The organism is Intestinibacillus sp. NTUH-41-i26 (assembly GCF_032769475.1).
GTDB lineage: Bacteria > Bacillota > Clostridia > Oscillospirales > Butyricicoccaceae > Agathobaculum > Agathobaculum ammoniilyticum.
The window spans coordinates 1319447-1337983 of the sequence record NZ_CP136477.1; the positions used below are offsets into that span (position 1 = coordinate 1319447).

Sequence of the window (18537 nt, forward strand, 5' to 3'; positions counted from 1 at the left end):
AGCTGTGCCGTGTTTTGCATGACAGATACGCAGGTAGCTATCGGGTATCGGAAGTGCTGTTGATCGGTGTGGCGCTCAGTATGACGCGGGACGAGGGGATGCCCTGTCTCGACATATAGGCGGAAAGCGAGCGCACGGTCTGCGCTGTGGAGGCGCTGTGATGCAGGCGGACCACGACGGTCGCAGTCGTTGAGACAAAGTTCTGGGCGGTGGTGGCGTATGCCCTTGCCGCGGACTGGGTGGCGTCCCCGCTGTCAAAGGTGGAGTCCCACAGCCGGTAGCCGGCGCCGATCAGGGCGTCGCGCTGTGCCTGTGTCAATTTGACGCAGCCCGTATCGTTGGAAACGATGCGCGTGGATACGCCGGTGAGCAGCGTCAGACGCTCGTTTGCAGCGGTCAGGCTGGCAACCAGGTCGGCGGGCGCGGTCTGGGGGGAAGCGTTCAGCAGCAGTGCGGGGGTATGCCCCTCCGCAACGATGCGGCGCACGGTGTCGTCCGTCCAGGTGGACGCATCCACGGGAAGGAAAAACGTTGCCAGGCGGCCGGCGCTGTGGAGCGCGTCCAGCACGGCGGGGGTGTTGGTGGTCGGCGCGCCATAGAAAGTCAGGTAAACCCGCGCGGGCTTCTGCGTCGGTTTTTCTTCAACCGGTGGGATGGGAGGCTCGGCCGGCTGCTCGGTCGTTTGGCCGCTGCCGTCCGATGGAGTGGACGGCGTGACGCCCTTGTATGTATTGATTGCGCTTTGGATCGAATCTGCATTGGAGGAGGTGAACGAGGAGTCGCTTTGCGCCGAACCGTCGGTCACGCGCAGTACGGTTTCACCGGAAAAGGACAGCGTGGAATAGCTCAGGCCGAATTTGCCGCAGCACAGCTTGACCGGCACATAAACCGTTCCGTTCCGATGGTATGCAGGGGGAGAATAGCTGTTCAGGTTCTGGTCGTATACATATCCCTCGTCGGGGGAGAAGCTGAGCGTTTCCCCGTTTGCAGAGAGACTCAGCACGCCGCCCTCCTGCGAAGCGGAAACGCCAAGCATGGTGAAGACGCTGTACGGCACATACAGCTCGCCGCCGAGACGCGCGGGCATGGTGCCGTCGTCAAGCGGCAGAAGCGTATCATTGACCGCGGTCAGCGTAAGCGCGCGGGCGGGGACGGGGCAAGTAAACAGGACCAGCGCCGCGCACAGCAGCACACTGAGCAGCTTTTTCCATTTCTGTTTGATGCGCGGTCACCCCTTTCAGCAATTCATACGAACTTATTATATCAAAACACGGCGGGTTTGTCACCCTTTGTATCGAAAAACGCCTTGCTTTATCTTGGCAAAGTGCTATAATAAAAGAAAAAACAAATAGAAAGAGTGAATCCACCATGCTGCAGATCAAAAAACAGCTCACAGCCAACAAAAAGTCCAAGCCGGATGAAAACAGCCTCGGCTTCGGCGTCTATTATACCGATCACATGCTGATCATCGACCACGATGAGGAGCAGGGCTGGCACGACGCGCGCATCGTACCGTATGAGCCGCTTCAGATCGATCCTGCAGCCATGGTCCTGCATTACGCGATGGAGTCGTTCGAGGGCATGAAAGCCTACCGCACGCCCGATGGTTCGATCCAACTGTTCCGGCCGGACAAAAATGCGCAGCGCATGATTAACACCAATCACCGCATGTGCCTGCCGAGCCTGCCGGTGGAGGATTTTGTGCAGGCGGTTAAGGAAATTGTTTCGGTTGAAAAGGATTGGGTGCCGCATGCGGAAGGTACCAGCCTGTATATCCGCCCATTCGTGATCGCGACTGAGCCGCACCTTGGCGTGCGCCCGTCCAGAACGCACCAGTTCATCATCATCTGTTCGCCGGTCGGCGCGTATTATTCGACAGGTATCAATCCGGTCAAGATCTTTGTGGAGGATGAATATACCCGCGCCTGCCCGGGCGGCACGGGTTTTACCAAGTGCGGCGGCAACTATGCGGCCAGCCTGATCTCGCAGGTAAAGGCGCATGAGCTTGGCTATGAGCAGACACTGTGGCTGGACGGTGTGGAGCATAAATATGTGGAGGAAGTGGGATCGATGAACTGCTTCTTCAAGATTGGCGGCACGGTCTACACCGCGCCCTGTATGGGTACGGTCCTGCCGGGCGTTACCCGTATGAGCTGCATCGATCTTCTCAAGCACTGGGGCGTTCCGGTGTCTGAGGAGCGCCTGCCGATCGCGGACGTGATGCAGGCCTCCAAGGACGGGAAGCTGGAAGAGGTGTTCGGCACTGGTACGGCGGCGGTCATTTCTCCGGTCGGCGAACTGCGCTACGAGGGCGACGTTGCCTATATCAACAACGGTGAGATCGGCGAGATCACCCATAAGCTGTACAATACTCTGACCGGCATCCAGTGGGGTACCATGCCGGATGAGCTGGGCTGGACGGTCAAGGTTGATTGATCGCAGGATAAATTTGTGAAAAGAGGCTCGGAATCATTTCCGAGCCTCTTTTTAACGGCCGTGCTACAGCAAACATGGTCCGCGCGGCGTGCGCCGGTCAATCCAGCAGAGAGAGCTGCCGTTCCGCAAGGTTGACGATGCGCAGGCCCCGCTGCCGCGCCATGCGCACGGTCTGCGCGGTGCCGCCGGGCTGTCCGTCAAAGAAGCAGATCAGCAGGGAGGCCGCGTCCACCATGAACTGGTTGCGTGCGGCATAGCAGCCGGTATGATACTCCCGTGACAGGGAGTATACCCCGTCCGCCGCGAGCAGGCAACGATTGAACCGGCGCTTCCATTCCGCTGCATAGCGGGACGCCTGCCCGTCAAACGGGACCGCGCATAAAAGCTGCACCGGAAGCTGCGCGCGCGTCCGAAGCACGGCTTCCGCGGCCCAGAGGTCAAAACCGGTGGACATACCGGACAGAAAGCGGGTATAGCCCTGGCCGGCGGCATGGCGGATTGCCCGGTCAAGCGCCTCCCGTAAGGCGCTGGCGGCCGGGGAATCGTCCGTCCGAAACGGCATTTTTTCGATTCGATATCCGGAAAAACAACAGGTTTCTCCGCGCAGGCTATCCATGGACATCCCCTCCGACGAGAACAAATGTTCTGATTATGGACAGTATACACCGGATGCCGCCAAAACGCAAGTTGAAAATCAGAAAAAAGCTGGTACAATAGAAGTACCTTAGAGGAAAGGGGGATGGGGTCGTGAATGGGAAAAACCGGCTGGCATACCTGATAAAACGGATGGTTTACCGTTTTTTTCGGACGGGATCCCGCAGGCGGCGGCGGAGCTGTCGTATTTCCTGTTGTTTTCCATGTTCCCGCTGCTGATGTTTGTCAACTCGGTTCTGGCACAGCTCGATATTTCGATCGAGAGCATACAGCCCGTGCTGGAGCTGCTGCCCAAGAGCCTGCAGCAGTTGATCACCTCCTATCTGGCGCAGCTTTCCAACTCCCCCTCGTTCAGTCCCATGCTGATCGGCATTGTGCTGACCTTGTATTTTTTGTCCCGCGCGGTCCGCTCCATGATGCGCACGGTCAATGACATCTACCATGTCGAGGTACAGCGCGGCGTCCTGCGCGATGTGCTGATCTCGTTCGGCATTACGGCGGGCTTTCTGGTATCGGTCGTTTGCAGCTTTATTCTGGCGGTTGCGGGACGGACGATCATCCGCATCCTGCCGCGGCTGATGCCAGTGCCGCAGGCGGCGCTGGATTTGACACATGACGCGAGCTTTTGGGTGATGATTGCGTTTATTTTTGTATTCCTCATGCTGTTCAACCGTGTGGTCCCCAACCTTCATCTGAAATTTCAGGAGGTATGGCCGGGGGCGCTGTTTTCCTTGGTCGCTTGGCTGCTGGTATCGTGGGCGTTTTCGTTTTATGTGGATAACATGGCCAATTATTCCGTGCTGTACGGCTCGCTCGGCGCAATCATCGTTTTGATGCTTTGGTTGTATATCGTCAGCATGATCCTGCTGATGGGGCCGCAGCTCAACCATACGTTAGTCATTATGCGGCTGTACCGCATGGAGGCCGAGAAGCATTTTCAATAAAAGGAGGTTTACTCGCCTCCTTTTTTATTTGTCAAAATGCAATATATAATTGACATTATAAAAAATATATCGTATAATTAAGAAAGCAAAAGAGGGGTAGCGCATGAAAAATAAAAAACTCAAACTCGCTCGGGTGGAAAAGGATCTGTCTCAGGCAGAACTGGCAGAACTGGTCGGTGTAACGCGACAAACCATTGGTTTGATCGAGGCGGGCGGCTATAACCCGACGCTCAACCTGTGTATTGCCATCTGCAGGGCGCTGGATAAGACGCTCGATCAATTATTTTGGGAGGAAAACTGAGATGGAGCAGAGAAAACAATGGATGATGGGGACTGCTGGACGAGCGCGGCAGGGAAATGGAATGGCTTGGGCGGCTGTGATCGTAAAAGCCGTCTTAAGTTTGTGATACGGAGGTGGAAAAGATGAAGCTGATTCGCAAAGCAAAAGATGAACGGGTGGTTGCGGAGATCAACCGGATCTATAAAGTTGGGTTTTATTTCCTGACGGCTGGTATTTTGGCTGATCTGGTGCTGCAGGCGCTGGGGATAAGCGTACAGAACGAAACGATAGGCGGAGCGGTCAACTTGGTGGAATTTGCTGTCGTGATGCTGGCACAGCTCTTTTGCATAGTACTGATGGCGCGCAAAGGCATGATGGATGACAACGCGTTTGCCGAAGCGGACTGTTATCCGTGGAAGCACTACTTGGTGCAGGGGGCGCTGGCGGGAGTGGCAGCCTCCGTCGTAGTCTGTGTACTCCAATGTGCGACCGGCGCAGTCTGGGTAGGGATGGGGGTGCCGGCTATTCTTCTGGTGTTTGCTGCGCAACTGCTGTTAACGGTGCCGCTGACTACGGTATTGGTGCTGCTGCTTACTTACGCTTCGTTCCGATATGCAAAGCGGCGCCGCGTCGGAACGGAAGAGGAGTGAGCGGTGCTTTATGATGCTGCTATAGTAAAAATTCACAGAATTTTCACACTCTGTTACCGAAATGTCGTTGCAGGCTTGCGATTTTCCATATACAATATATACATCGGGTAGTATGTATTGGAAAGGGGAGGACACAAGATGACGGCAGACCACAACATTTTAGAGGTGACACCGCGCGTGGAGGCGCTGGCGGAGATATGCCGGACAAACAGCCGGATCGATCCCGCGCTGTACAAGCAATATGACGTGAAGCGCGGCCTGCGCGACTTGAGCGGGAAGGGCGTACTGGCAGGGCTGACCAATATTTCGGACATCATATCGCAAAAAGAGGTCAATGGAGAAACGGTACCCTGCGAAGGGGAACTGTACTACCGGGGCATCAACATAAATGATCTGGTGCAGGGCTTCATGAAGGAGGGGCGCAAAGGCTACGAGGAGGTCGCCTACCTGCTGTTGTTCGGCAAGCTGCCGGACGCGGGCCAGCTTGCCGACTTCAAGGGTCTGCTTGCCCAGGGACGCACGCTGCCGACCAATTTCACACGCGATGTTATCATGAAAGCGCCGCCGCATGATATGATGAACAGCCTGTCGCGCAGCGTGCTGACGCTGGCTTCCTACGACAATTATGCGGATGATATCAGCCTGCCGAACGTGCTGCGCCAATGCCTGATGCTGATTTCCGTGTTTCCTATGCTCGCGGTATATTCCTATCACGCCTATAATCACTATGAGTGCGGCGGCAGTATGTACATCCATTACCCCTCGGACAGCCTTTCCACGGCATCCAATTTCTTGCGCATGCTGCGTCCGGACATGCAGTACACGCCGCTGGAAGCGAGTGTGCTGGATCTGGCGCTTGTGCTGCATATGGAGCACGGCGGCGGTAATAATTCGTCCTTTACCACGCATGTGGTCACCTCTTCGGGAACGGATACCTATTCGGCGATCGCGGCGGCGCTCGGCTCGCTGAAAGGGCCTAAGCATGGCGGCGCCAATTATAAGGTTGTGCAGATGTTCGAGGACCTCAAGCGCAACGTTTCCGATGCCCATGACGACGAGCAGGTGGCCGATTATCTGGATAAGCTGCTGCGGCGCGAGGTGTTTGACCGCAAGGGGCTGATTTATGGCCTGGGGCATGCCGTGTATTCGATCTCCGACCCGCGCGCGCAGGTGTTCAAGTCGTTCGTCGGGCAGTTGGCCAAGGAAAAGGGCAGGGATGAGGATTTCGCCCTCTATTCTACGGTTGCGCGGCTGGCACCCAAGGTTATTGCAAAAGAGCGGCAGATTTACAAAGGCGTTTCCGCCAATGTGGATTTTTATTCCGGCTTTGTGTATTCCATGCTGGGGCTTCCGCCAGAGCTTTACACGCCTGTATTTGCCATGGCGCGTATCGTCGGCTGGAGCGCGCACCGGCTGGAAGAGCTGATTAATACGGACAAGATTATCCGACCTGCCTACCGCTGTGTACAACCGGAAATCGGATATACCCCCCTTGGGGAACGGTAAGAAAAAGCGCGGATTCCGGTCCGCGCTTTAGACACATATACGCAAGGAGGAAAAATGATGAAAACAGTTGGGTTTATTGGCGTGGGCGTAATGGGGCGCTCCATGGTGCGCAACCTGCTGGGTGCAGGTTACGAGGTCGCGGTTTATTCGCGCACCAAGGCAAAGCTTACGGATTTCCTTGCCGAAAATGAAGTGCGCTGGTGCGACAGCGTTGCGGAATGCGCGAAAGGGCGCGATGCGGTTATTACGATGGTAGGCTATCCGAAGGATGTGGAGCAGGTCTATTTCGGCGGGGAGGGCATTCTGGCGGCGGCGAAGGCCGGCGCCTATCTGATCGATATGACCACGACCGATCCGAAGCTTGCGGTTCGGATTTCCCAGGAGGGGAAGCAGCGCGGGCTGCGCGTGCTGGATGCGCCGGTTTCCGGCGGCGACACAGGGGCGAAAAACGGCACGCTGTCCATCATGGTTGGTGGGGCGGAAGCGGATTACAAGGCGTGCCTGCCGCTGTTTGAAGCGATGGGAAAGCAGGTCGTTTATGAAGGTCCGGCCGGCGCGGGACAGCATACCAAGATGGCCAACCAGATTGCGATTTCGGGGACGATCGCCGGCGTGTGCGAAGCGCTCGCCTATGCAGAACACGCGGGGCTGGAGCCGGATAAGCTGCTCGCCAGCATTTCCAAGGGGGCGGCCGGCTCGTGGCAGATGGAGAACCTGATGCCAAAGATGGTAAAAGAGGATTATGCGCCGGGGTTTTTCCTCAAGCATTTTATCAAGGATATGAAGATTGCCCAATCGCAGGGCGGACCCGCGCTGCCGGTGTTGGAGCGCGTCTGCGCCATGTACGGCGATCTGGAAGCGGAAGGCATGGGTGACCTTGGCACACAGGCATTGATCCGGCATTACCGCGAAAGCTGAAAAAAGAGGGCCGCTCCTGCGGCCCTCTTTTCCGTTTCCCGCGCGGGGCACGGAAACCTGACCCGACCAGAACAACCTGCGCTGGTCGGTTATTTTTCGCTGAACGCGTCCTTTACCTTATCCCAGAAGCCCTTGCGCTTGCTCTGATTTTCATCGGTCGCGGATTCTTCAAATTCGCGCAGCAGCTTTTTCTGCTTTTCGGACAGATTTTTCGGCACTTCGATATTCACGCGGACATACTGATCGCCGCGGCCACGGCCGCTGACGTTCTGGATACCCTTGCCTTTCATACGGAACACGGTGCCGGTCTGCGTCCCTTCCGGCACCTTATATTCCACGCGCCCGTCGATCGTCGGCACCTGAAGCGTGTCGCCCAGCGCCGCCTGCGCGAACGAAATCGGGATCTCGACGTACACATCCTGCCCCTCGCGGGTAAAGATGGGATGCGGACGGATGGACACGGTCACAAACAGGTCGCCCGCCGGCCCGCCGTTCACACCCGCGTTGCCCTGTCCGCGCTGCTGGATGGACTGTCCCTCGTCGATACCGGCAGGGATGTTTACCTTGAACTTGCGCGTTTTGCGCACGCGGCCCGCGCCGCCACACTTGGCGCAGGGTTTTTTGATGATCTTGCCGGTGCCGCGGCAGTTGGGACACGCGGTTTGCGTTTGGAACACACCGAGCGGGGTGCGCTGCGTCTGGGTCACAGAGCCAGTGCCGCGGCAGTTCGGGCAGGTTTCAGCGCTGGTACCCTTGGCCGCGCCCGTGCCGCCGCATTCGTCACAGGACTCGATGCGGTTTACCGAGATCTCCTTCTCGCAGCCGAACGCAGCCTCCTCGAACGAGAGGATGACCGTCTGCCGGATGGATTCGCCGCGCTGCGGCGCATTGCGGCGCTGTGAGCGACCACCGCCAAAGCCGCCGCCGAAGAACGAGCCGAACAAGTCGCCGAGGTCGCCCATATCGAACCCGCCGAAGCCGCCCGCTCCCGCGCTGCCTCCGTAGCTCGGGTCCACGCCCGCGAAGCCGAACTGGTCATACTTGGCGCGTTTATCCGCGTCGGAAAGGACCTCATAGGCCTCGTTGACCTCTTTGAATTTGTCGGCCGCATCGGGATTGTCTTTGTTCAGATCAGGGTGGTACTTGCGGGCCAAGCGGCGGTAAGCCTTTTTCAGCTCGTCCTCACTCGCGCCTTTTTGCACGCCCAGTACCTCGTAATAATCTCTTTTGTCAGCCATTATGCTCCCTCAAATAACGGAAAATGACATGCCGCAGGGCGGAACGGAGACCGTCCCGCCCCACGCGGCATGGAATTACTTGTTCTTATCGTCGTCGTCCTTGACCTCGGTGAAGTCCGCGTCGACGAAATCGCCCTGCGGGCCGGACTGTGCGCCCGGCTGGCCGCCCATGTTCGGGTCACCCTGCGGCGCCTGCTGCTGGTAGATCTTACCCGCCAGATCGCTGAACCTCTTGGACAGGCCATCGGTCGCCATCTTAATCATCTCGGTGTCGGTACCCTTGAGCGCCTCCTTAACCTTGTCGATCTCGGCCTGTACGCCGGCCTTTTCATCGGCGGACAGCTTATCGCCTAGGTCGGTCAGCGCTTTCTCGGACTGGAAGACAAGCTGCTCGGCGTTGTTGCGCACCTCGACCGCTTCCTTGTTCTTCTTATCCTGTTCCGCGTACTGCTCAGCCTCGTGCATGGCCTTGTCGATCTCGTCCTGCGAGAGATTGGTGGACGCGGTAATGGTGATCTTCTGCTCCTTGCCTGTACCCAGGTCCTTGGCGGATACGTTTACGATGCCGTTCGCATCGATATCAAAGGTAACCTCGATCTGCGGCACACCGCGCGGCGCCGGGGCGATACCGTCCAGCGTGAAGCGGCCGAGCGTCTTGTTGCCCGCAGCCATCTCGCGCTCGCCCTGCAGGACGTGGATTTCAACCGACGGCTGATTGTCGGCTGCGGTGGAGAAGATCTGGCTCTTCTTGGTGGGAATGGTGGTGTTGCGGTCAATCAGCTTGGTGCATACGCCGCCCAGCGTCTCAATGCCGAGGGACAGCGGGGTGACGTCGAGCAGCAGTACGTCCTTGACCTCGCCGCCAAGCACGCCGCCCTGGATGGACGCGCCAATCGCGACGCATTCGTCCGGATTGATGCCCTTGAAGCCGTCCTTGCCGGTGATGCCCTTAACAGCCTCCTGCACGGCGGGAATGCGGGTCGAGCCGCCCACCAGCAATACCTTGGACAGGTCGGAGGCAGACAGGCCGGCATCGCTCATCGCCTGCCGTACCGGACCCATGGTGCGCTCGACCAGGTCGGCGGTCAGCTCGTTGAACTTCGCGCGGGTCAGCGTCAGCTCGAGGTGCTTCGGGCCGGTCGCGTCCGCGGTGATATACGGCTGGTTGATCGAGGTCTGCGCCATGCCGGACAACTCGATCTTAGCCTTTTCCGCCGCCTCCTTCAGGCGCTGCATGGCCATCCTGTCGGCGGACAGGTCGATGCCGTTGGATTTCTTGAACTCCGCGACCATCCAGTCGATGATGCGCTGGTCGAAGTCGTCGCCGCCGAGATGGGTGTCGCCCGCGGTGGACAGCACTTCGAGCACGCCCTCGCCGATGTCGAGGATGGAAACGTCGAACGTGCCGCCGCCGAGGTCGTAGACCATGATCTTCTGCTCGGCTTCCTTATCCACACCGTAAGCCAGCGCAGCCGCGGTCGGCTCGTTGATGATGCGCAGAACCTCAAGACCCGCGATCTTGCCCGCGTCCTTGGTCGCCTGGCGCTGGGAGTCGGAGAAGTACGCCGGCACGGTGATGACCGCCTGGGTCACCGGCTGACCGAGGTAGGCTTCCGCGTCCGCCTTGAGCTTTTGCAGGATCATTGCGGAGATCTCCTGCGGGGAATAGGGCTTGCCATCAATGTTGACGCGGTAGTCCGAGCCCATGTGGCGCTTGATGGAAATAATCGTGCGGTCTGCGTTGGTCACAGCCTGGCGCTTGGCCACCTGGCCCACCATACGCTCGCCGTCCTTGGAGAACGCGACTACCGACGGAGTCGTGCGCGCGCCTTCCGCGTTGGGGATGACGACAGCCTCGCCGCCTTCCATAACGGATACGCAGGAATTTGTTGTACCAAGGTCGATACCAATGATTTTGCCCATGTTGATAGCACTCCTTTATATGATTCGATATTGTTTTCTCTGTATCAGGGATGCGCGGTGACGCGCGCGTTTATCAGGAACTTTCCGCAAGCGGAAAGTTCCATAAAATCCGAGAGCATGTATCTCGGATTTTATTCCTCGATTCAGCCGCCTTGGACGGCGGCATTCGGATGTCGAAAGCAAGTTTCAAAGGAAATTGCTTTCGTATAGGGGACTTTTGAAGTCCCCTATAGGGTTTTCAGTTTGCAACCTTTACCATCGCGTGCCGGATCACCTTGTCGCCTATCTGGAAGCCCTGCTGGAATACCTCGGCGATCACACTTTCTCCCAGCGCTTCATCTTCGACATGCATCACGGCGTTGTGGAAATTCGGGTCGAACGTGGTGCCGGCCGAAGCCTCGATCACGGTGACATTCAGGCCTTTCAGGCTGTCGGTCAGTTGGGTCATGGTCAGTTCCACGCCCTTTTTGTATTCCGCATCCGCGGTCTCGGCCTTGAGCGCACGCTCAAGGTTGTCATAGGTGGGGAGAAGCGCGGTCACCGCGCGGCTGACCGCGTCCGTATACGCCTGCTCGCGCTCACGCTGGCTGCGCTTGCGGAAGTTGTCGTATTCCGCCGCCATGCGGAGATAGCGGTCATTCAGCTCCTCGTATTTTGCTTTCCAGTTTTCGGCGGGCGCAGCCTGTTCCTCCTGTGCGGCGGCCTTTGCCGTTTCATCCTCGGACGGGGTTTCCGGCGCCTTCTGCTCGGCTTCGGCCGGATCGGACTGCTTTTTCTTGCTCATATTGTTTTCATGCCTCCATTTGCTGAAAATCCCGATGTTCAGGGATTTCCGTCTTTCTCGTCTAAAAAGGTCTCGGCAATCAACTGATTCAGCCCCTTGGCGAAGCGGCTGAGTTGTGCGGACAACTTGGCGTAATCCATGCGGGTCGGCCCCACGATGCCGATCGCGCCCTGACCGATTTTGCCGATATCGTATTTTGCATAAATCGCGGATGTATCGCTAAGCGGGTTCTCCCCGTTTTCCGGCCCGATGAAGAACTGGATTCCGTCAATCTTACGGGTCGTAGGCAATAGGTGCCGGCTGTCATCCTCCATATAGTCAAGCAGCGCCTGCGCTTTGTGCAGGTCCTTGTATTCCGGAAAGCGCAGCAGCTTGTTGGTCCCGTCCAGAAAGACCTTCTGATCCCCCAGCTCTTCGATCAGTTCGGCGACATATTCGGCCACGGGGGCCAAAAGGGCGGTCAATCCCGCGGCCCTGCGCACGATATCGAAACGCTCGGCCGTGATGTGGCTGAGCGGCAGGCCGGTCAGCGTCTGGTTGAGGACATAGGTGAGAAGCTCGGCCTCGTCCTTGGTGACGTCGGTCATGGTCCGCACCATTTTATTTTTGACCGAGCCGGAGTCGGTTACAACCACGATGACAAAATTCATTTTGTCAATGGCGATGATCTCGAACTGGCGGATGGATGCCTGGGTCATGGCGGGGGTGATCGCGACGGAAGCGTAATTGGTCAGGCTGGAAATCAGCTTGCCCGCCTCGCGTATCAAATGGTCGAGCTCGCGCACCTTGGTCTGCAGGATGCTCTGCAGCGGCGCGGCGTCGTCCGGCGTTTCAGCCGGTTGCTCCATCAGCTCGTCAACATAAAGACGGTAGCCCTGCGGCGAAGGAATGCGGCCGGCGGAGGTGTGCGGCTTTTCCAGAAAACCCATTTCCTCCAGCTCGCTCATCTCGTTGCGGATGGTGGCGGAGGAAAACGGAAGCGCATGCCCCTCGGTCAGTGCCTTGGAGCCGACTGGCTCGGCTGTGCGGATATAATCGCCGATGATGGCCTTGAGGATCTGCTTTTTTCGTTCCGAAAGCTCCACCTGAGCGGACTCCTTTCCTGTGTGAAAACGGGTTAGCACTCCGCCTATCTGAGTGCTAAAACTAATTTACCACCGCGTAGCGGCAAAGTCAAGTCTCGTTTATGAATATTTTGTTAAATGATAGGAAACGGGTTGTCACAGCCGGATAGGGACTGCTAATGTGCTGGAAAGAGCAGGGGAGCGGGCGGCCCGCTTGTGCAAAAGTATGCTTGTGGGGCGGCGTAAAACGTGGTATAATATTTCCATATTGCTATTAAGGAAAGGTAAGGAGCTTTCGGTGTGAAAAATCGCGGGCAAATACGGAATTTTTCCATCATCGCGCATATCGACCACGGCAAGTCGACGCTGGCGGACCGCCTGCTCGAACAGTGCAAGGCCGTGTCCCAGCGTGAGATGGAGGAACAACTGCTTGACAATATGGATCTGGAGCGCGAGCGCGGCATCACGATCAAGGCGCGCGCGGTGCGCATGGAATACGAGGCCGACGACGGCCAGACCTATGAGATGAACCTGATCGACACGCCCGGGCATGTGGACTTCAATTATGAGGTTTCTCGTTCGCTCGCCGCGTGCGAGGGCGCGCTGCTGGTGGTGGATGCGGCACAGGGGATCGAGGCGCAGACGCTGGGCAACACCTACCTCGCTATTGACGCGGGGCTGGAGGTTGTACCGGTCATCAACAAGATCGACCTGCCCGCGGCGGACGCGCCGCGCGTCAAGCAGGAGATCGAGGACATCATCGGTATCCCAGCCGAGGATAGTCCGGAGATCTCGGCCAAAATGAATATCAACATCCACGCGGTACTCGAACGCATCGTGTCCGACATCCCCGCACCGCAGGGCGACGCAGACGCGCCGCTGCGCGCGCTTATCTTTGACAGCCAGTACGACCCCTATAAGGGCGTTATTGTTTATATGAGGCTGATGGACGGCAGCATCCGGCCGGGCATGAGGGTGAAAATGATGGCCACGGGTGCGGAGTTCCAGGTACTCGAATGCGGCTATATGCTGCCGCTCGGCCTGTCGCCCCAGCAGGAGCTGTGCGCGGGCGAGGTCGGCTACTTTACCGCGTCTATCAAGACCGTGTCCGATACCCGTGTGGGCGACACGGTCACCGAGGCGGGACGGCCGACCGCGGAGCCGCTGCCCGGCTACCGTCCGGCGCAGCCCATGGTGTTCTGCGGCATCTATACCGAGGACGGCTCCAAATACCCCGACCTGCGCGACGCGCTGGAAAAGCTCCAACTCAACGATGCGGCGCTGTCGTTCGAGCCGGAAAGCTCGGTCGCGCTGGGCTTCGGCTTCCGCTGCGGTTTCCTCGGCATGCTGCATATGGAGGTCATCCAGGAGCGGCTTGAACGCGAGTTCGACCTCGACCTGGTCACCACGCTGCCCTCGGTCGTGTATGAGATCGTGCGGACCGACGGCGCGGTTGTCCATTGCGACAACCCGCACGACTACCCCGACCCCGGCCTGATCGACGAGGCGCGCGAGCCGTTCGTCAAGGCCACCATTATGACCCCGCAGGAATTTGTCGGCAATATCATGCCCATGTGCCAGGAGCGCCGCGGCGTGTTCAAGGATATGCAGTATCTTGACTCCAACCTGGTCGAACTGCACTACGAAATGCCGATCAATGAAATCATCTACGACTTTTTCGACGCGCTTAAGGCGCGCACCAAAGGCTACGCTTCGCTTGACTATGAGCTGCTCGACTACCGGCCGAGCGACCTGGTAAAGGTGGACATGCTGCTCAACGGCGACCAGGTGGACGCGCTTTCCTTTATTGTCCACCGCGAGAAGGCCTACGGCCGCGCGCGCCGCATCTGTGAAAAGCTCAAGGAGAATATCCCGCGCCAGCTGTTCGAGGTACCTATCCAGGCCGCGATCGGTGGCAAGGTGATTGCGCGCGAAACGGTCAAGGCGATGCGTAAGGATGTACTCGCCAAGTGCTACGGCGGCGATATCACCCGCAAGAAGAAGCTGCTGGAAAAGCAGAAGGAAGGTAAAAAGAAGATGCGTTCGCTCGGTACGGTGCAGATCCCGACCGAGGCGTTCATGGCGGTGCTCAAGCTGGACGAGGAATCATGAGTAAATTTAGTTATCGAAACAAGCCGCTCGGCCTGTACCTGCATATCCCGTTCTGCGTGCAGAAATGCGGCTACTGTGATTTTTACTCCGTGCCGGACAAGGAACTGATGAAAGACTATGTTTCGGCGCTGCTGACCCATATCCGCTCCTACGGCGCGCTGTGCAGCGGCTACACGGTGGATACGGTCTATATCGGCGGCGGCACGCCGACATGCCTGGGGCCGAAATACCTCGGCCGCATCCTGCAGGAGGTGCGGAACAAGTTTCCCCTTGCGGATGACGCGGAGATCACGGTCGAGTGCAATCCGGAAAGCACGGATAAAAAAATGCTGGAAATGATGAAAAAGCAGGGCGTGAACCGGCTGTCGTTCGGTGTGCAGTCCGCACATGACGACGAACTGAAGGCCATCGGCCGCCTCCATACGTTCCAGCAGGCGAAGGATGCGGTTGACCTGGCGCGGGAGAAAGGTTTTTCCAATATCAGTCTGGACCTGATGTACGGCCTGCCCGGGCAGACGCAGGAGCGGTTTCTCGACTCGGTGGAGCAGTGCCTTGCGCTCGGTCCGAAGCATCTGTCCTGCTACGGGCTGAAGCTCGAACCGGCCACGCCGATGGGGCGCGAAAACCCGACTCTGCCCGATGACGACGCGCAGGCGGACACCTATCTCGCCATGTGCGAGCTGCTCCGCAAGGACGGCTTTGAGCATTATGAAATATCCAACTTCGCCCGTCCGGGCTTTCGGTCGCGCCACAATCAGAAATACTGGGACCTGTCCGAGTATCTGGGGCTGGGGCCGGGCGCGCATTCGTTTATGAACGGGCGCCGGTTCGAGTTCGCGCGCGACATCAAGGCCTACATAAGCGGCGAGGATATCCTGCGGGACGAGGACGAGGTGCCGACGTTCCAGCGGCAGGGCGAATACCTGATGGTACGCCTGCGTACCTCGGACGGGGTGGACTTCCTCGATTTGGAGAAACGGTATAACATCGACTCCACACCCTATGAGGAAGCGTTCCGCGGCCTGATGGGAAACGAGCTGGTCGCCCATCAGGGTACGCGCTGGTACCTGACCGAAAAGGGGTTCCTGGTATCCAACAGTATTATCAACACCATTGTCGCGGCTGGCCAGCCGGACATGGGGGAACAATAATCAATTAATTTTTTGGAGGAATAAAACATGCGCGCAGTTATCACGGTGGTCGGTAAGGACCGCACGGGCATTATCGCTAAGATATCCGACACGCTGTACAGGCATCGGGTGAATATTGTCGATATTTCGCAGAATGTTATGGAGGACATGTTCGCCATGGTCATGCTGGTGAATATCGATCAGTGTACGGTGGATTTCACCGCGCTGGCCGACCTGCTCGATCAGGACGGAGAAACGCTTGGCATGAAGATCCATACCATGCATGAGGATATCTTCGACGCGATGCACAAAATATAAAAAACGACATTTTCCGCCAAACGGCGCTGCGCGCGGGAAGAGTGCGTGCGGAAGAAAAAATATCCTGTTATGGGTAAATACGGGGACTATTATTATGTCAATGATCAACACAAAAGATATACTGGAAACCATCAAGATGATAGAGGAGGAGCACCTCGACATCCGCACGATCACGATGGGCATTTCGCTGCGCGACCTGGCCAGCAGCGACATCCATGTGCTGGCGGACAAGGTGTATGACAAAATCACCCGCCGCGCGGAAAAGCTGGTCGCGACCGGCGAGCAGATCGAGCGCGAGCTGGGTATCCCGATCATCAACAAGCGTATTTCGGTCACCCCGATCGCGATGATCGGCGCAGTGACGGATGCGGACAGCTATGTGCCGCTGGCCAGGGCGCTCGACCGCGCTGCGTCGGCTACCGGCGTCAACTTTGTCGGCGGTTTTTCCGCGCTGGTGCAGAAAGGTTTTGCCAAGGGCGACGAGATCCTCATCAATTCCATACCCGAGGCGCTGGCTGAGACCAGTCTGGTCTGCTCGTCGGTCAACGTGGCCTCGACCAAGGCGGGCGTCAATCTGGATGCCATTGCGCTGATGGGGCGTATCATCAAGCAGACCGCCGAGCTGACAAAGGACAACGAATCCATGGGTTGCTCCAAGCTGGTCGTATTCGCCAACGCGGTGGACGACAACCCGTTCATGGCGGGTGCGTTCCATGGCATCGGCGAGCCGGAAACCGTTATCAATGTCGGCGTATCCGGCCCGGGCGTGGTGCAGTCGGCTATCCGACGCGCGGGCGACTGCCCGATTAACGAGGTGGCTGAAGTCATTAAAAAGACCGCGTTCAAGATTACCCGCATGGGCCAGCTTGTCGGCGCGCTGGCGAGCCAGCGTTTAGGCGTGCCGTTCGGCATTGTAGACCTGTCGCTCGCGCCGACGCCGGCAATCGGTGACTCGGTCGCGCGCATCCTCGAAGAGGTCGGCCTGGAGGTCTGCGGCTGCTGCGGTACGACTGCTATCCTGGCGATGCTCAACGACGCGGTCAAAAAGGGCGGCGTGATGGCGTCGTCCAGCGTCGGCGGGCTGTCGGGCGCGTTTATTCCGGTGTCCGAGGACGAGGGCATGATCGCCGCCGCGCAGGCGGGCGCACTCACGCTTGAGAAGCTCGAAGCCATGACTGCGGTCTGCTCGGTCGGCATCGACATGGTCGCCGTACCCGGCGACACGACCGCCGAGGTCATTTCCGGCCTGATCGCGGATGAAATCGCCATCGGCGTTGTCAACTCCAAGACGACCGCCGTGCGCGTCATTCCGGCCATTGGCAAAAAGGTGGGGGATATGGTGGAGTTCGGCGGCCTGCTGGGCAGCGCGCCCATCATGCCGATCGCCACCGGCTCGCCCGCGAGGTTCATCCACCGCGGCGGCCGCATTCCGGCGCCCATCCAGAGCTTGAAAAACTAAAACGAAACGCCGCATCAGGCCGATGCGGCGTTTTCCTTTGCGCGTTCGAGCAGAAAACGGCCCGCGGCGCTTAGATCCGTGCTGTGCTGCTTTAAGAAGCAGCCGGTGCGGGATACCGCCGCGAGAAACGTGTGGTTGTCCGCCGCGGGATCGGCCGGATAATGCACAAGCAGGTCGCAGAGGAATAAATCGATTAGTAGATCATCGGTCAACTGGTGCAGTTCTTCTTCCAGCTCTGCGATAGTTGGTTTGTGGAACATAAAAACACCCCTTTGCATATCTTTTGAAGTTATTATATAACGCATAAAATAACTTGTCAAGTTATAATAAAACTATAAAAGATATATATGGGCGTAATAATTGAAAAAAGTAACTTTTAATGCTAAGATTTTGATTATAAAGAGGTGATTTTATGCCGATTAAGATAAAGGTTTCCAACCTTTTAGGGGAACATAAAATGTCCATGAAGCAACTCTCTGAGATAACAGGTATCCGTCCCAATACGATTTCAAACTTGTACTATGAGGACATAAAGCGGATTGAAATTGCACAGATTGAAGCGTTGTGCAAAGCATTTCATTGCAGGGTGGAAGATATTTTTGAATATGTAGATGATTAAAAAGACCTGTTCCGACCGGAACAGGTCTTTTATATAATAGCTTTCTCTCATTCCCACGATGCCCAGACCTCGGGCTGGTATCCCACCGTCGCCTGCCGACCGTTGCGCACGACCGGCGTTTTCATCAGCGTCCCGTCCTCGAGCAGCTTTTCTTTTTTGTCCTCGTCATACGCGAGATAGGCGAGGGCGGCATAGCCCCTGCTTTTTTCGTCGAGCAGCGTATCCAGCCCGCCGACCGCCTTCAAAACGCTGTCCAGCTCGCCGCGGGACATGCCTTTCTGCGCCAGATCGATCATTTGGAATTTAATGCCGCGCTCCTTGAACCACCGCTGGGCCTTTTTGGTGTCAAAGCATTTGTTCTTGCCGAAAATCTGAATATTCATTTCGCCGCTCTCCTTTTTGTCTGCTATTATAACAAAAGCAGCCGGATAAAACAAGGGTTGACAAAACAATTGCATTATTGTATTATTTATACAGAACAATAACACGATGGAAAGGGAAT

General features: G+C 57.4%; 19 protein-coding genes. 11 read left to right on the forward strand and 8 right to left on the reverse strand.

What is annotated here, in order from left to right; genetic code table 11:
• Positions 1–37 precede the first annotated feature (37 nt).
• Positions 38–1192, reverse strand: coding sequence for a polysaccharide deacetylase family protein (locus RX717_RS06755; protein WP_107630627.1), 1155 nt, complete (start codon positions 1190–1192; stop codon positions 38–40).
• Between the two features lie 176 nt (positions 1193–1368).
• Between RX717_RS06755 and RX717_RS06760 the strand changes: the two genes are divergently transcribed.
• On the forward strand, positions 1369–2436 hold the full coding sequence (locus RX717_RS06760; protein ID WP_107630626.1) for a branched-chain amino acid aminotransferase: 1068 nt from the start codon (positions 1369–1371) through the stop codon (positions 2434–2436).
• A 97-nt stretch (positions 2437–2533) separates the two neighbouring features.
• Here RX717_RS06760 and RX717_RS06765 read toward each other — a convergent pair whose 3' ends face one another.
• Positions 2534–3052 carry an SLOG family protein gene (locus RX717_RS06765; RefSeq protein WP_159068032.1) on the reverse strand — a complete coding sequence of 173 codons (519 nt, stop codon included), beginning with the start codon at positions 3050–3052 and terminating at the stop codon, positions 2534–2536.
• A 196-nt stretch (positions 3053–3248) separates the two neighbouring features.
• Here RX717_RS06765 and RX717_RS06770 point away from each other — a divergent pair, with 196 nt between their 5' ends.
• The 5 genes from RX717_RS06770 to RX717_RS06790 all read left to right on the forward strand — a co-directional run bounded on the left by RX717_RS06770 (position 3249) and on the right by RX717_RS06790 (position 7388).
• On the forward strand, positions 3249–4034 hold the full coding sequence (locus tag RX717_RS06770) for a YihY/virulence factor BrkB family protein (RefSeq protein ID WP_316960661.1): 786 nt from the start codon (positions 3249–3251) through the stop codon (positions 4032–4034).
• Between the two features lie 103 nt (positions 4035–4137).
• Positions 4138–4335, forward strand: a complete 198-nt coding sequence (locus tag RX717_RS06775) for a helix-turn-helix transcriptional regulator (protein WP_054326229.1) — start codon at positions 4138–4140, stop codon at positions 4333–4335.
• A gap of 122 nt (positions 4336–4457) precedes the next feature.
• A complete protein-coding gene (locus tag RX717_RS06780; RefSeq protein ID WP_107630623.1) occupies positions 4458–4964 on the forward strand; it encodes a DUF6773 family protein in 507 nt (168 codons plus the stop codon).
• A 138-nt stretch (positions 4965–5102) separates the two neighbouring features.
• A complete protein-coding gene (locus RX717_RS06785; RefSeq protein ID WP_107630622.1) occupies positions 5103–6470 on the forward strand; it encodes a citrate/2-methylcitrate synthase in 1368 nt (455 codons plus the stop codon).
• Positions 6471–6527: 57 nt separating this feature from the next.
• Positions 6528–7388, forward strand: coding sequence for an NAD(P)-dependent oxidoreductase (locus tag RX717_RS06790; protein ID WP_107630621.1), 861 nt, complete (start codon positions 6528–6530; stop codon positions 7386–7388).
• 89 nt (positions 7389–7477) lie between these two features.
• Here RX717_RS06790 and dnaJ read toward each other — a convergent pair whose 3' ends face one another.
• The 4 genes from dnaJ to hrcA all read right to left on the reverse strand — a co-directional run bounded on the left by dnaJ (position 7478) and on the right by hrcA (position 12418).
• Positions 7478–8626, reverse strand: a complete 1149-nt coding sequence (dnaJ, locus tag RX717_RS06795) for a molecular chaperone DnaJ (protein WP_054326232.1) — start codon at positions 8624–8626, stop codon at positions 7478–7480.
• 75 nt (positions 8627–8701) lie between these two features.
• On the reverse strand, positions 8702–10549 hold the full coding sequence (gene dnaK / locus RX717_RS06800) for a molecular chaperone DnaK (RefSeq protein WP_054326233.1): 1848 nt from the start codon (positions 10547–10549) through the stop codon (positions 8702–8704).
• 238 nt (positions 10550–10787) lie between these two features.
• Complete coding sequence (gene grpE, locus RX717_RS06805; protein ID WP_054326234.1) at positions 10788–11333, reverse strand: nucleotide exchange factor GrpE; 546 nt, start codon at positions 11331–11333, stop codon at positions 10788–10790.
• Between the two features lie 38 nt (positions 11334–11371).
• Positions 11372–12418, reverse strand: a complete 1047-nt coding sequence (hrcA, locus tag RX717_RS06810; RefSeq protein ID WP_054326235.1) for a heat-inducible transcriptional repressor HrcA — start codon at positions 12416–12418, stop codon at positions 11372–11374.
• 279 nt (positions 12419–12697) lie between these two features.
• Here hrcA and lepA point away from each other — a divergent pair, with 279 nt between their 5' ends.
• The 4 genes from lepA (at position 12698) to RX717_RS06830 (ending at position 17416) form a co-directional block, all read left to right on the forward strand.
• Positions 12698–14509 (forward strand): translation elongation factor 4, encoded by a 1812-nt coding sequence (lepA, locus tag RX717_RS06815; RefSeq protein ID WP_107630620.1) that lies wholly within the window; start codon positions 12698–12700, stop codon positions 14507–14509.
• On the forward strand, positions 14506–15660 hold the full coding sequence (gene hemW, locus RX717_RS06820; protein WP_054326237.1) for a radical SAM family heme chaperone HemW: 1155 nt from the start codon (positions 14506–14508) through the stop codon (positions 15658–15660). Before lepA ends, hemW begins: the two co-directional genes overlap by 4 nt.
• A 27-nt stretch (positions 15661–15687) precedes the next feature.
• Positions 15688–15957 carry an ACT domain-containing protein gene (locus RX717_RS06825; protein WP_054326238.1) on the forward strand — a complete coding sequence of 90 codons (270 nt, stop codon included), beginning with the start codon at positions 15688–15690 and terminating at the stop codon, positions 15955–15957.
• Positions 15958–16057: 100 nt separating this feature from the next.
• Positions 16058–17416, forward strand: coding sequence for a PFL family protein (locus RX717_RS06830; protein WP_107632112.1), 1359 nt, complete (start codon positions 16058–16060; stop codon positions 17414–17416).
• A 14-nt stretch (positions 17417–17430) separates the two neighbouring features.
• On the opposite strand, the gene RX717_RS06835 is transcribed toward RX717_RS06830, so the two are convergent.
• Positions 17431–17676, reverse strand: a complete 246-nt coding sequence (locus RX717_RS06835) for a hypothetical protein (RefSeq protein WP_107630619.1) — start codon at positions 17674–17676, stop codon at positions 17431–17433.
• Positions 17677–17828: 152 nt separating this feature from the next.
• On the opposite strand from RX717_RS06835, the gene RX717_RS06840 reads away from it, so the two are divergent.
• Positions 17829–18035: a helix-turn-helix domain-containing protein gene (locus tag RX717_RS06840; protein WP_054326240.1), complete on the forward strand. Its 207-nt coding sequence runs from the start codon at positions 17829–17831 to the stop codon at positions 18033–18035.
• A gap of 47 nt (positions 18036–18082) precedes the next feature.
• On the opposite strand, the gene RX717_RS06845 is transcribed toward RX717_RS06840, so the two are convergent.
• Positions 18083–18418, reverse strand: a complete 336-nt coding sequence (locus RX717_RS06845; protein WP_107630618.1) for an arsenate reductase family protein — start codon at positions 18416–18418, stop codon at positions 18083–18085.
• Positions 18419–18537 lie beyond the last annotated feature (119 nt).